This window comes from Pilimelia anulata (assembly GCF_014647895.1).
GTDB lineage: Bacteria > Actinomycetota > Actinomycetes > Mycobacteriales > Micromonosporaceae > Pilimelia > Pilimelia anulata.
In genome coordinates this window covers 112,566-125,479 of the sequence record NZ_BMQB01000004.1, presented here as the reverse complement: position 1 = coordinate 125,479, position 12,914 = coordinate 112,566, and the positions used below count along the sequence as shown (strand labels likewise).

The following is a 12,914-nucleotide window of genomic DNA, read 5'->3' as shown; positions in this document are numbered from 1 at the left end:
TTTCCGGTCCGGGCGGCGGCACCGCTCGGCGCAAGCGACATTACCGGCATAACTGGTTTAATAAGGACGGTTTCGGGTATTCGGCGACCGTCCAGTGACACTCCTCCGATGGCCGGGGACGCGGTGCGCATCACCTACCTGACGCAGTACTTCCGGACCCCGGCGATGAGCGGCGGCCAGCGGCCGTACGAGTTCGCCCGCCGGCTCGCCGCCGCCGGGCACCGGGTCTCGGTCGTGTCGGGCCCGCCGCCGGACGACGGCCCGCCGCGCCGGCGCCCGTACGTGACCGACGAGGCCGGCGTGCGGGTGCACTGGCTGCCCGTGCCGTGCGACAACCGGATGGCCTTCCGCCGGCGCATCCGCGCCTTCGCCGCGTTCGCCGCCGCCGCGAGCGCGCGCGCCGTCCGCCTCCCGGCCGACCTCGTCTTCGCCACCAGCACCCCGCTGACGATCGCGGTACCCGGCGCCGCCGCGGCCCGGCGCTGGAGGGCGCCGCTGGTCCTCGAGGTGCGCGACCTGTGGCCGGACCTGCCCATCGACTTCGGCGCGCTGCGGTCGCCGGCCGGCCGGTGGGCCGGGCGGGCGCTCGAGGGGTGGGCGTACCGGCGGGCCGACCGGGTGATCGGCGTGACGCCCGGCATCGTCGACAGCATCCGCCGGCGGTTCCCCGCGACGGTCGTCGACCTGGTCCCCAACGGCACCGACCGGGACGTGTTCGCCGGCGCCGACGCCGCCGGCGCCCGGCTGCGCGCCCGCGAGCCGTGGCTCGGCGACCGGCCGCTGCTGCTGTACGCCGGCACCGTCGGCCTGGCCAACGACGTCGAGTACCTGATCCGGATCGCGGCGGCGCTCGCGCCGGCCCTGCCGGCGGCCCGGGTGGCGATCGTCGGTACGGGCAACCGGCTCGGCCGGGTCCGCGCCCTGGCCGCCGCCGCCGGGCTGCTGGACCGCACGGTGTTCCTGCGCGGCGCGATGAGCAAGGCCGAGGCGGCCGCCTGGTTCGGCGCCAGCACGGTCACCGTCTCCACCCTGGCCGACCTGCCGTCGTTGCAGGGCAGCGCGCCGAACAAGGTCTTCGACTCGCTGGCCGCGCGCCGGCCGGTGGCGCTGACGTACGGCGGCTGGCTGACCGACCTGCTGGTCGCCAACGGCGCCGGCCTGCGGCTGCCGCCGGGCGACCCGGGCGCGGCGGCGGCGGCCCTGGCCGACCTGCTGCGGGACCCGGAGCGGCTGCGCGTCGCGGGCGCGGCGGCGGGGCGGGTGGGCGAGCGGCACTTCAGCCGGGACGACCTGTTCGACCGCTTCCACGGCCTGCTGCTGGCCGCCGCCGGCACCCGCCGCATCCCGACCCCGGTCGCCTGACGCCCCGGGGCCGCCCGCGAGCTCAGGTGTTGGGCACGTCGTACGGGTTGAACAGCCTGAACTCCATTGTGCGGAACTTCGCCCAGGCGGCGTCGAAGGTGACCGCCGGGGCGCGGAGTCGGTGAGCCACGGCCAGGACCAAGCCGTCGCCCAAGGCCAGCGTGCTGTTCTTCCGCTTCTTCTCCGGCGGCCAGACCACCGGATTGCGGTGCGATTCAAGGATCCGGTCGCCGGCCCACGCGCCGTCCTCGGCGGTTACGGGCTCCACGCGCAGATGCGCGGCCATGCTCACCAGCAGTTCGTCGCGGGTGGCGGTGTTGCCGCGCATCGGTGCGCCGTACAGCACCTCGGCAACCGCGGCCGCCGGCAGAACGGCCTCGACGTCCGGATGCTTGAGCACGTTGTCGATCCGCTTCCACCGATTGACCTCCTGCAGCAGCCAGGCCAGGACCGCCGAGGTGTCGAAGACCAGGACGGTCTTACCCGCCGACCCCGGGGCGCTCACGCGCCGGGGAACAGCGCCGCGGCGAGCTTGGCGCTGCCGGTGTCGACGCCGGCCCAGTCGGCCTCGTCGGTGTGCCGGACGCGCTGCTCCTCAGCGTCGCGCTGGGCGCGCACGTACTCCCCGGAATCGCCGGCGTCGCCGCCGGTGTTCTTGGCCCAGACCGCCTCGGCCAGCGCCCGGGCGGTGGTGACCCGCACGCCGGTGGCGTCGGTGATCCATACCAACCGGTCGCCCGGCTGCAGGTCCAGGGTGCGGCGCACCTCCAGCGGGATCTGCACCCGGTTGCCGGTGACCCGGCTCGGGATCGTCTCGGGCTCTGGACGGGCCAGCCCCGCATGCTGCATGGCTCAGCTCCCCTTCTCCGGCGAGGTTCAGCACCTGCCCACTTGACCGCATCCGCCACACTACGCTGATATTGGCATGATCGGAAATCGTGCCACGAATACCGGGTCGCGTCGCACCTCACGTCCGTTATCGTCAGTCGAGACCGCTATTGCCGACGGAGCTGCCGCGGGGCGTCCGAGTCCGATCGTCGCGCGTCCGGGTGGCGACGATTCGCGAATGACGGCGGCGCGGGAGTCAGTCGCGGCGGACGGCCGCGGGGTTGCCGGCGACCACCGTGCCCGCGGCGATGTCGTGGAACGCCACCGCCCCCGCGCTCAGCGCCGCCCCCGCCCCCACCTCGTGCCGGGGCGTCACCGTCGCCCGGGTGCCGAGGAACACCGCGGCGCCGAGCACCACCTCGCCGTTGACCGTCGCGTACGGCGAGAACACGCAGTCCCGCCCGACGACCGCGTCGTGCGCGACGGACGCGTACGTGTTCAGCACCACGTTCTCGCCCACCCACGCCCCGGCCCCGACGAACGCGAACGGGCACAGCACGCACCCCGCGCCGAGCCGCGCGGTCGGCGCCACGTGCGCCGCCGGGTGGCAGAGCGTGACCAGCCGGCCGCCGCGCGCCGCGACCACGGCCGCCAGCCGCGCCCGGGCCCGGGCGTTGCCGATCGCCACCAGGTAGTCGGCGCCGCACTCGATCAGGTCGGTGCCGCCCAGCACGGGCGCCTCGGCGCCGAGGTCGGCGCCGGTGCTGTACCGGTCGTCCAGGAAGCCGCGGACCACGCCCGCGCCCCACGTCTCCTCGGCGTACTGGGCGACCTCGCGGCCGAACCCGCCGGCGCCGAGCACCACCACCCCGTCGGGCTTCGCCCCGCCCGTCACCGCGGCGCCCCGACCATCACCACTGCGCCCCGGCCGTCACCGCTGCACTCCGGCCGTCACCGCGGCGCCCCGGCCGTCACCCGCGGCGCCCCCGCCGGCTGGCCGCGGAACTCCTCCATCGTGGCCGAGCCGGGGCCGGCCACCCCGGTGCCGCGCCAGACCAGTGCCGCGGTCGCGGCGAGGATGCGCAGGTCCAGCCCGAGGCAGCAGGTGTCCACGTACCGGACGTCCAGGGCCAGCCGGCGCGGCCAGGGCACGCCGTTGCGCCCGCGCACCTGGGCCAGCCCGGTCACACCGGGGCGCACCTCGTGCCGGCGGGCCTGCGCGGCCGAGTACCGCGGCAGGTACTCCGGCAGCAGCGGCCGCGGCCCGACCAGGCTCATCTCGCCGCGCAGCACGTTCCACAGCGTCGGCAGCTCGTCCAGGCTGGTCCGGCGCAGCCACCGGCCGACCGGGGTGAGCCGGTCGGCGTCGCTGACCCGGCCGGGCCCGACGGGCCGCATCGTGCGGAACTTGGCCAGCGCGAACGGCCGCGCGCCGAGCCCCGGCCGGACCTGGCGGAAGTGCACCGGCCGGCCGAGCGCCGCCCACACCGTCGCCGCGACCGCCGCGTACAGCGGGGCCGCGAGCAGCAGCAGCGCCGCCGCCCCCGCGATGTCGAGCAGCCGTTTGCCGCGCCGGTACCACCGACGCCCGCGACCGGTACGCCCGCCGGCCGCCCGCCGCCCGGTCCCCGTCACGCCCACCCCGGGAACGCCCGCAGCGCGCCGAACAGGTGGTCCAGCGCGGCGTCGTCGGTGGCCGACCCGTTCGGCAGCATCAGGCCGGTTGCCGCCCACCGGTCCGCGACCCCGGTCCGGTACGCCGGCAGCCCCGCGTTGGCCGGCTGCCGGTGCATCGGCCGCCACATCGGCCGGGTCTCCACGCCCGCGGCGGCGAGGTGGGCGGCGAGCGCGCCCGCGGTCCAGCCGGCGTCGGCCGGGTCGACCAGCAGCGGGGTGAGCCAGCAGTTCGCGTCGGGGTCGTCGGCGCCGGGCAGCCGCACGCCGGGGCGGCCGGCGAGGGCGGCGACGTACCGCTCGCGGATCGCCCGCCGCCGCTTCAACAGCTCCGGCAGCCGGCGGAGCTGGGCCCGGCCGAGGGCGGCGAGCAGGGCGCTGAGCCGGTAGTTGTACCCCAGCTCGTCGTGCTCGTAGTGCGGCACCGGCAGCCGGGCCTGGTTGGCCAGGTGCCGGCACCGGTCGGCGAGCGCGGCGTCGGCGGTGGCGACCGCGCCGCCGCCGGAGGTGGTAATGATCTTGTTGCCGTTGAACGAGAACGCCGCCGCCCGCCCGGCCGCCCCGGCCGGCACCCCGTGCCGGGCGGCGCCCAGCGACTCGGCGGCGTCCACGACCAGCGCGGCGCCGGCCGCCGCGCACGCGGGTTCCAGCCGGGCGTGGTCGGCGCACCGGCCGAACAGGTCCACCGGCACCACCGCCCGGACGGCCGGCCGCGCGGCGAGCACGTCGGCGAGCAGCTCGGGGTCCAGCGTGCCGTCGGCGGGGTCGACGTCGACCAGCACCGGCCGCGCCCCGGTGTACCGGACGGCGTGGACGGTCGCGGCGAACGTCAGCGTCGGCACCGCCACCTCGTCGCCCGGCCCGATGCCCGCGGCGAGCAGGGCCAGGTGCAGCGCGGCGGTGCCGGAGCTGACCGCGACGACGTGCGGCACCCCGGCGGACGCGGCCAGCTCGTCCTCGAACCGGGCCACCTCCGGGCCGCCGGGCGCGGGCCAGTCCGAGCGCAGGGCGCGCAGGACGTACTCCTCCTCCAGCGGGCCGATGTCCGGCGGGGAGAGCAGCACGCGGGTCATTCGGCCACTCCCGATATATCGTGACTTCGTACCGGGGCCGCCCGGTGCCGCGCCGACGGGGAGGGAACCGTGGTCGAGGACTTCCGCATCCTCGTGGTCTGCCGGGCCAACCTGTGCCGGTCGCCGATGGCCGAGCGGTTGGCCGCCGCCGCCCTCGGGCCGCGGGTGCAGGTGGCCAGCGCCGGTACGCACGCCCGCGACGACCAGCCGATGCACCCGCACGCCGCCGAGGTGCTGCGCCGCGCCGGCCTGCTGGACGAGGGGTTCCGCAGCCGCCGGCTGGACCCGGTCCTGCTGCACGGCGCCGACCTGGTGCTGACGGCGAGCCGGGCGGAGCGGGCGGCCTGCGTCCGGCTGGTCCCCGCCGCGGTCGGGCGGACGTTCACGCTCCTGCAATTCGCCCGGCTGGCCGCCGCGCTGCCGCACGCCGACCGCATCGCCGGCCCGCGGGCGGCCGCCGAGCCGCTGCTGCTCACGCTGCTCGCCGCCGAGCCGCGGCCGGTGGCCGCGGGCGCGGTCGGCGCGCTCGCCCCGGCGCCGGCGCCGGCCGGCGGGCTGGCCGGGCTGCTGGCCGCGGTGCCGCGGCTGCGCGCGCTCGCGCCGGCCGGCGACCCGGCCGAGGAGGACCTGGCCGACCCGGTCGGCGGACCGCTGACCGCGTTCCGCGACTGCGCCGAGACCATCCGGCGCGCCGTCGGCCGGGTCGCCGCGGTCATCGACCCGCGCTGACCGGTTCGGGACGCGGGTCCGGCAGCCCGCCGGGGCCGGTCGCCCGCGGCCCGGCGTGCCGGCCGATGGCGACGGCGGTGCCGTAGTCGTAGTAGCCGTACGGGTCGCCGTCGCCGCGGGTGACCATGTTGAACACGCAGCCCAGCAGCCGGGCGTCCACCGAGCGCAGGGCCGCCGCGGCGGCCTCGACCTGGGCGACGTTGGTGCGCCGGGCGCGGGTGACGAGCAGCGCCCCGTCCGCCCGGGCGGCGACGATCGCGCCGTCGGTGACCGGCAGCAGCGGCGGGCAGTCGACGACCACGATGTCGTACCGCTCGCGGAACATGTCCAGCAGCACCGACATGTGCTCGGAGCCGAGCAGCTCGGACGGGTTCGGCGGCTGGAAGCCCGAGGGCAGCACCCACATCCGGGTGCCGTACGGCTGGGCCACGTCGTCGATCGTCGCCTGCCCGGCCAGCAGCGTCGTGAGCCCGGCGGCGCCCTCCAGCCCGAGGTACTCGGCCACCCGCGGCCGGCGCAGGTCGGCGTCGACCAGCAGCACCCGGCGGCCGGCCTCGGCGAACAGCGTGGCCACGTTGCACGCCGTGGAGGACTTGCCCTCGCCGGCGATCGCGCTGGTCACCACCACCGTCCGGACGGGGTGGTCCACGTCCACGAACTGGAGGTTCGTCCGGAGCTGGCGCAGCGCCTCGGCCCGCGGGGTGTGCGCCATCGTGGTGACCAGCCGGTGCGGGGCGTCGCGCAGCGCGCTCTCCAGCGGCACCGCGGCCAGCACCGGCGCCCCGGCCGCGTGGCTGAGCGCCTCGGCCGTCTTGACGGTGGTGTCGAGCAGCTCGCGCAGCGCGGCGGCGCTGGCGCCGAGCAGCAGCCCGAGCAGCCCGGCCAGCAGGAAGTTGCGCAGCGGCCGCGGCTCGACCGGATCCGGGTGCAGGGTCGGGCCGGCGACGACCTCGACCTTGACCGAGGACTTCGGCGCGCCCGGCGGCGTCTCCAGCAGCTCGACCAGCGCCTCGAACTCGGTCGCCACGTGCCGGGCCAGCAGCGTCGAGCGCTGCCGGGACTCGTCGGTGACGGTGGCGTCGAGCAGGACGGTGTCCGGGTTCGGCTCGGCCCTGACCCGCTGGCGGACGGCGTCCGGGGACAGGCCGGTGTTGGCCTTGCGGGCCACCGCGGCGGCGAGCCGGTCGCTGCTCAGCAGCGCCGCGTACGACTTGACCCGGGCCTGCGAGAACAGCCCGCCCTCGTACGCCTCGCCCACGCCCGAGTTCGGGGTGGTGACGAAGAAGGTCAGGTCGGTCCGGTACCGCGGCGTGGTCCGCACGGTGACGACCGCGGCGAGGCTGAGCGCCACCGTCACCGCGCCGAGCACCAGCCACCAGCGCTTGCGGAGGATGCGCAGCAGGTCGCGCACGTTCACCCGATCACCCCATAGTCTCGGACAAAGGCCGCGAACCGACTATATGGTCACTGATTGCCGGAGAACCCCGATTAGCCGAATTCGGGGAGGAGCAGCCCCCGGCCCCCATACGCTCACCGAAGCCCCACATAGACCCAGGGCAGGTGTTGCCGTCGTGACCGTGCGCGAACCGCCCCCCGCTCCGCCGAGCGGCTGGGCCGTCCCGGACGCCGTCGCCTGGACCCTCGGCCTCGCCGCGGGCGCGCTCGCCGCCGGGCCGGGCGGCGCGCGCCCCGACCCGCTGGTGGTGACCAGTGCGGTGGCGTTCGGCCTGCACCAGGTGCTGCTGCGCGTCACCCCCCGCCCGCCGGCCGCGCTGACCGGCCGCGGGGCGACCGCCTGGCTCGCCGGGACGCTGCTGCTCGCCGCCGCCGTGGTCGTCGCGCTCGCGCTGCCCGCGGCCGGCGCGCTGCTGCCCGCCGACGCGACCGCCACCGGCTGCGCCGTCGCCGCCGCGCTCATCCTCGCCGGCCGGGCCGGCTGGGACCGCCGCCGGGGCCGCCGCAGCGGCCCGGCCGGCCGCACGCCCGTCCTGCTGTACGGCAGCGCGGCCAGCGCGTACGCCCTCGCCGGCCTCATGCGCACCGACGACGGCTGCCGGTACCGCCCGGTCGGCCTCGTCCCGGACCACCCCGTCGACCCGGCCGCCGCCGACGGCGGGGTGCCGGTCGTCGGCGACCGCGCGGACGTCGCCCCCGCCATCGCCGCCACCGGCGCCCGGCTGGTCGTACTCACCTCGCCGGTGCCGCCGGACCGGCTCGACGCGCTGTACCGGCAGGCCCGGGCCGCGGGCGCCGCGGTCCAGCCGGTACCGGAGACGAACCTGCTCATCGAGGGCGCCGACGAGCCCGGCGCGTGGGACGTGGCCAGCCTGCTCGGCCGGCACCCCGTCCCGCCCGACCTGGCCGGCTCGGCGGCGTACCTGACCGGCCGGCGGGTCCTGGTGGTCGGCGCCGGCGGCTCGATCGGCTCCGAGCTGTGCCGGCAGATCGCCCGCCTCGACCCGGCCGAGCTGATGCTGCTGGACCGCGACGAGTCCGCCCTGCACGCCACCCAGCTCTCGATGTCCGGCCGGGCGCTGCTGGACGGCCCGGAGACGATCCTGGCCGACATCCGCGACGCCGCCGCGCTGCGCCGGATCGCCGCCACCCGCCGCCCCGACGTGGTCTTCCACGCCGCCGCCCTCAAGCACCTGCCGATGCTGGAGACGCACCCGGCCGAGGCGGTCAAGACCAACATCGTCGGCACGCTCAACGTCCTGGCCGCCTGCGGCGGGGTGGACCGGTTCGTGAACATCTCCACCGACAAGGCGGCCAACCCGACCAGCGTCCTCGGCCTGTCCAAGCGGATCACCGAGCGGCTCACCGCCGAGGCCGCCGGCCGGGCCGCCGGCACGTTCCTGTCCGTCCGCTTCGGCAACGTGCTGGGCAGCCGCGGCTCGGTGCTGACCGCGTTCCGGGCCCAGCTCCGCGCCGGCCGCCCGGTCACCGTCACCCACCCCGAGGTCACCCGGTACTTCATGACCGTCCGCGAGGCGGTCGCCCTGGTCCTGCGGGCGGCCGAGATCGGCCGGGCCGGCGAGGCGCTGATCCTGGAGATGGGCCCGCCGGTGCGGATCGTCGACGTCGCGCACCAGATGGGCGCGATGATGGGCCGCACCCCCGAGATCGTCTACACCGGACTGCGGCCGGGCGAGAAGGTGCACGAGGACCTGTTCGGCACCGGCGAGCGCGACGCCCGGCCGATCCACCCGATGATCTCGCACGTCGCCGTACCGCCGCTGGACCCGGCCCTGCTCGACCGGCTGGACCCGCACGGCGAGCCGGCGGCGGTCCGGGCGGCGCTGGCCGAGCTGTGCGCCGCGCCGGTCCCGCACGCGGCGGCCGTCCGGCTGCTCACCCCGACCCCGGCCGCGCCGACCCCGATGCCGCCGACCCCGATGCCGCCGGCAGCGGTCACGCCGGCATCGGCGGCGGCCAGCCCACCGCGGGACGGGGCCTGACCCGCCGGTCCGCATCCGGGGAGCGACATCCGCCCGGAAGCCGGCCGTCCGGCGCCGCGCTCCCCTACCCTCAGCGAGTGGCTACCCGTACCCCGGTGACGATCCTTCCGCGCGACCGCGAGGTCGGCCTGGACTTCGCCCGCGAGTGGATCGAGTTCGCCGACCCGGCGGACGCAGAGCACCGCGTCCGGGCGGACCTCACCTGGCTGCTGTCCCGCTGGACCTGCGTCTTCGGCCGCGGCTGCCACGGCATCATCGCCGACCGGGCCGCCGACGGCTGCTGCTCGCACGGCGCGTTCTTCACCGACGCCGACGACGAGAAGCGGGTCCGCGCCGCCGCCGCCCGGCTCGGCCGGGCCACCTGGCAGCACTACCGCCGCGGCTTCGCCAACTACACCGAGATGGACAGCGTCGACGGCGAGTCCCCGGCCCGGCGCACGGCCACCCGCGACGACGGCCCGTGCGTCTTCCTCAACGACGCCGACTTCCCCGGCGGCGGCGGCTGCGCCCTGCACGGCCAGGCGCTGCGCGACGGCGCGCACCCGCTGGAGTACAAGCCGGACGTCTGCTGGCAACTCCCGATCCGCCGCGAGCAGGACTGGGTCGACCGCCCCGACGACACCCGCATCCTGCTGACCACGCTCGGCGAGTTCGACCGTCGCGGCTGGGGCGAGGGCGGCCACGACCTGCACTGGTGGTGCACCTCGTCGCCGGAGGCGCACGTCGGCGCCGAGCCGGTGTACGTGTCGTACGCGCCGGAGCTGGTCGCCCTGATCGGCGAGCCGGCGTACACCGAGCTGGCCCGGCTGTGCGGCGCGCGGGCGAACGGCGGGCAGCTCGCCCCGCACCCGGCGACGACGGCGGCGACCCACCCGTACCCGACCCCCGGCGGCGCCGAACCGGCCGCCCCGCCGCACCCGATCCCCTAGCGCCTCTCCGTCCGCGCGGATCGTGGCGCTGACCGTGCCGCGGGTACGCCGCCGTCCGTGGGCCGACCCCGCGGGCGCTACTCGCCCGTGCGGCCGTCGATCAGTTCGCGGACGATGTCGAGCTGGCCGACGTGCCGGGCGTACTCCTGCACCATGTGCGCGAGGATCCGCCCCAGCGACGGCGCCGTCGCGGCCCGGCTGAACCGGCCGCCCACCGCGGCCACGTCGGTGACCGCGGCGCCGGCCAGGATCGCGTCGGACCGGGCCGTCCGGGCGGCGTACCCGGCGAGGATCCCGTCCGTCGGCAGCTCGACCCGCCACTCCGCGGCCGCGCCGCCGGGCGGGCGGGCCGGCACCGACTCGCCGCGGAAGCCCCACACCAGCCACCGCTGCTCCATCCAGCCGAGGTGCTGGACGAGGGCCAGCGGCGCCCAGCCGACCGGGGGCAGCGGGGTGCGGAGCTGCGCGTCGGTCAGGCCCTCGAGCTTGCGGTGCAGGGCGGCGCGGTACCAGCGCAGGTAGCCGACGAGCAGCTCCCACGTACCGGTCTCGCCGAGCCCCGGCCCGTCCAGCACCGGATCGACGTCACTGTCCACGGCTGCTCCCCACCCGATGCGATCGTGGCCCCCACTCTGCCACCATGACGGGCATGGCCACGCCCACGGACGAGCGGCACCTCGAGGGAATCCGCGCGCCGGCCGCCCGCCCCGCCGGGCCGGAGCACCCGGCGGAGGTCGAATTCGCCGCCCTGGCGGACGAGATCATCGAGCGGCACGCGCCGCTCCTGCGCCGGCTCGCCGGCGACCCGGCCGTACTCGTGTCGGATCAGGGTTCGAACTTGTAGCCCAGGCCGCGGACGGTGACGATGTGCCGGGGCGACGACGGCTCCGGCTCCACCTTGGAGCGCAGCCGCTTGATGTGCACGTCCAGCGTCTTCGTGTCGCCGACGTAGTCCGCGCCCCACACCCGGTCGATCAACTGACCCCGGGTCAGCACCCGCCCGGCGTTGCGCAGCAGCAGCTCCAGCAGCTCGAACTCCTTCAGCGGCAACTGCACCGGTGAACCGTCGACCGTGACCACGTGCCGCTCGACGTCCATCCGGACCGGCCCCGCCGACAGCGTCCCGGCCGTCGACTCGACCGGCTCGGTGGAGCGGCGGCGCAGCACCGCCCGGATCCGGGCGACCAGCTCGCGCGGCGAGTACGGCTTGGTCACGTAGTCGTCGGCGCCGATCTCCAGGCCGACCACCTTGTCGATCTCGCTGTCCCGGGCCGTGACCATGATGATCGGTACGGCGGACCGCTGCCGGAGCTGCCGGCACACCTCGGTGCCGGCCATCTCCGGCAGCATCAGGTCGAGCAGGACGATATCAGCGCCGGTCCGGTCGAATTCCGTCAATGCCGACGTACCGGTCGGGGCGACCGATACCTCGAAGCCTTCCTTGCGCAGCATGTACGACAGCGCGTCGGAGAACGACTCCTCGTCCTCCACGACCAGTACCCGGGCCAACTGAACTTCCTCCCTCTACGCGGCGTACGCCGCGTTAGTGTCCGCCGATCCCACCGGGGATCGGTGTCGTCAACGACTCGTCCGGCGGGCGGGCGGGCAGCCGCAGGGTGAACGTCGAGCCCTCACCCAGCGTGCTGCGCACGTCGACCCGGCCGCCGTGGTTGGTGGCGATGTGCTTGACGATCGCCAGCCCGAGGCCGGTTCCGCCGGTCGTCCGGGAACGCGCCTGATCCGTACGGTAGAACCGCTCGAAGATCCGGTCCAGGTCCGCAGCGGCAATCCCGATCCCCTCATCGGTCACCGAGATGGCCAGGTACTCGTCCTCCGGCACCACCCGGACCGTGACGCTCGTGCCCTCGCCGGCGTACGCGATGGCGTTCTCCACCAGGTTGGCCACGGCCGTGGCGACCTGGGTGTCCGCCCCGTAGACGGTGTAGCCCTTGCCGCCGACGACCCGGACCTCGATCCGCTTGGCGTGCGCCGCCGTGCGGGACCGGTCGACGACCTCGGCCAGCACCCAGTCCAGCGACACCGGGAGCAGGTCCGGCAGCGGCTCGCCGCCCTGCAGCCGGGACAGCTCCAGCAGCTCGTTGACCAGCCGGCCGAGCCGGGTGGACTCGATCTGGATCCGCTCGGCGAACCGGCGCGCGGCGGCGACGTCCTCGGTCGGGTCCTCGGCGATCGTCTGCGGGTCGGTGGCGTCGAGCAGCGCTTCGGCGAGCAACTGGAGCGCGCCGATCGGCGTCTTCAGCTCGTGGCTGACGTTGGCGACGAAATCCTTGCGCACCCGGGCGACCCGGTGCGCCTCGGTGACGTCCGCGGCCTCGATGGCGACGTACCCGCCGCCGAGCGAGACCGCGCACAGGTGGATGCCGAGCGGGTCCTGGGCGCGGTCGTGGCCACGGGGCAGGTCCAGCTCGACCTCCCGGCGGACGCCGGTGCGGCGGACCTGGCCGGCGAGCGTCCGGATGATCGGGTGGGCGACGACCGAGCCGGGCGCGCCGCCGGAGCGGAGCAGGCCGAGCGCGCGGGCGGCCGGATTGACCAGCACCGGTTCGTCGTCGATGTCGAGCACCACGACGCCGGCGCGCAGCGCGTCGAGACTGCGCCGGTGCACATCCGCGGTGAGCGGGAGTTGCTGAACGCCGATGGTCGACCTCCCCGGGGCCCGGCGGACGCCGCTGCCGAGCGACGCCACCCGTGAGTTCCGGCGGAGGAGGAGCAGTCCGGCCGCGGCGGCGAGGCCGCCGGCGAAACCGGCGACCGCGCTGACCACCGCAGCGTCGGTCAGCGCCATCCCTACCGCCGATTCCACGATCTGATCGTACGGTCGATTGTTCACCCCAGCGGGG

Annotated in this window: 14 protein-coding genes; 5 read left to right on the top strand and 9 right to left on the bottom strand. The window is 76.2% G+C overall.

Annotated elements, in window-relative coordinates:
• Positions 1-108: 108 nt before the first annotated feature.
• On the top strand, positions 109-1,362 hold the full coding sequence (locus IEY94_RS10745; protein ID WP_189169972.1) for a glycosyltransferase family 4 protein: 1,254 nt from the start codon (positions 109-111) through the stop codon (positions 1,360-1,362).
• 22 nt (positions 1,363-1,384) lie between these two features.
• On the opposite strand, the gene IEY94_RS10740 is transcribed toward IEY94_RS10745, so the two are convergent.
• The 5 genes from IEY94_RS10740 to IEY94_RS10720 form a co-directional block, all read right to left on the bottom strand.
• Positions 1,385-1,867 carry a PIN domain-containing protein gene (locus IEY94_RS10740; protein ID WP_189169971.1) on the bottom strand — a complete coding sequence of 161 codons (483 nt, stop codon included), beginning with the start codon at positions 1,865-1,867 and terminating at the stop codon, positions 1,385-1,387.
• Entirely contained in the window at positions 1,864-2,211 is a 348-nt protein-coding gene (locus IEY94_RS10735; RefSeq protein WP_189169970.1) for an AbrB/MazE/SpoVT family DNA-binding domain-containing protein, read from the bottom strand. Before IEY94_RS10735 ends, IEY94_RS10740 begins: the two co-directional genes overlap by 4 nt.
• A gap of 235 nt (positions 2,212-2,446) precedes the next feature.
• Positions 2,447-3,085, bottom strand: coding sequence for a NeuD/PglB/VioB family sugar acetyltransferase (locus IEY94_RS10730; protein WP_189169969.1), 639 nt, complete (start codon positions 3,083-3,085; stop codon positions 2,447-2,449).
• A gap of 56 nt (positions 3,086-3,141) precedes the next feature.
• A complete protein-coding gene (locus IEY94_RS10725; RefSeq protein WP_306341601.1) occupies positions 3,142-3,825 on the bottom strand; it encodes a sugar transferase in 684 nt (227 codons plus the stop codon).
• Complete coding sequence (locus tag IEY94_RS10720) at positions 3,822-4,937, bottom strand: DegT/DnrJ/EryC1/StrS family aminotransferase (RefSeq protein ID WP_189169968.1); 1,116 nt, start codon at positions 4,935-4,937, stop codon at positions 3,822-3,824. Before IEY94_RS10720 ends, IEY94_RS10725 begins: the two co-directional genes overlap by 4 nt.
• A 69-nt stretch (positions 4,938-5,006) precedes the next feature.
• Here IEY94_RS10720 and IEY94_RS10715 point away from each other — a divergent pair, with 69 nt between their 5' ends.
• Positions 5,007-5,666, top strand: coding sequence for an arsenate reductase/protein-tyrosine-phosphatase family protein (locus IEY94_RS10715; protein ID WP_229783558.1), 660 nt, complete (start codon positions 5,007-5,009; stop codon positions 5,664-5,666).
• Here the strand turns inward: IEY94_RS10715 and IEY94_RS10710 are convergent.
• Positions 5,650-7,083, bottom strand: coding sequence for a tyrosine-protein kinase domain-containing protein (locus IEY94_RS10710; protein WP_229783556.1), 1,434 nt, complete (start codon positions 7,081-7,083; stop codon positions 5,650-5,652). The two genes, IEY94_RS10715 and IEY94_RS10710, sit on opposite strands and share 17 nt — an antisense overlap.
• A 154-nt stretch (positions 7,084-7,237) precedes the next feature.
• Between IEY94_RS10710 and IEY94_RS10705 the strand changes: the two genes are divergently transcribed.
• A complete protein-coding gene (locus IEY94_RS10705) occupies positions 7,238-9,124 on the top strand; it encodes a polysaccharide biosynthesis protein (protein WP_229783547.1) in 1,887 nt (628 codons plus the stop codon).
• A 77-nt stretch (positions 9,125-9,201) separates the two neighbouring features.
• Positions 9,202-10,053, top strand: a complete 852-nt coding sequence (locus tag IEY94_RS10700; protein WP_189169967.1) for a DUF3109 family protein — start codon at positions 9,202-9,204, stop codon at positions 10,051-10,053.
• 77 nt (positions 10,054-10,130) lie between these two features.
• On the opposite strand, the gene IEY94_RS10695 is transcribed toward IEY94_RS10700, so the two are convergent.
• Positions 10,131-10,649, bottom strand: a complete 519-nt coding sequence (locus IEY94_RS10695; RefSeq protein WP_229783537.1) for a DinB family protein — start codon at positions 10,647-10,649, stop codon at positions 10,131-10,133.
• A gap of 53 nt (positions 10,650-10,702) precedes the next feature.
• Here IEY94_RS10695 and IEY94_RS10690 point away from each other — a divergent pair, with 53 nt between their 5' ends.
• Complete coding sequence (locus IEY94_RS10690; protein ID WP_189169966.1) at positions 10,703-10,897, top strand: hypothetical protein; 195 nt, start codon at positions 10,703-10,705, stop codon at positions 10,895-10,897.
• Here the strand turns inward: IEY94_RS10690 and IEY94_RS10685 are convergent.
• Positions 10,879-11,562: a response regulator gene (locus IEY94_RS10685; protein ID WP_189169965.1), complete on the bottom strand. Its 684-nt coding sequence runs from the start codon at positions 11,560-11,562 to the stop codon at positions 10,879-10,881. The two genes, IEY94_RS10690 and IEY94_RS10685, sit on opposite strands and share 19 nt — an antisense overlap.
• Positions 11,563-11,596: 34 nt before the next feature.
• Positions 11,597-12,853, bottom strand: a complete 1,257-nt coding sequence (locus tag IEY94_RS10680) for a sensor histidine kinase (RefSeq protein ID WP_373291269.1) — start codon at positions 12,851-12,853, stop codon at positions 11,597-11,599.
• Between the last annotated feature and the right edge of the window lie 61 nt (positions 12,854-12,914).

Excerpts from the sequence above, each read along its gene's own strand:
- IEY94_RS10735 (WP_189169970.1), bottom strand. The coding sequence starts at position 2,211 with ATGCAGCATGCGGGGCTGGCCCGTCCAGAGCCCGAGACGATCCCGAGC.
- IEY94_RS10745 (WP_189169972.1), top strand. The coding sequence starts at position 109 with ATGGCCGGGGACGCGGTGCGCATCACCTACCTGACGCAGTACTTCCGG.
- IEY94_RS10720 (WP_189169968.1), bottom strand. The coding sequence starts at position 4,937 with ATGACCCGCGTGCTGCTCTCCCCGCCGGACATCGGCCCGCTGGAGGAG.
- IEY94_RS10690 (WP_189169966.1), top strand. The coding sequence starts at position 10,703 with ATGGCCACGCCCACGGACGAGCGGCACCTCGAGGGAATCCGCGCGCCG.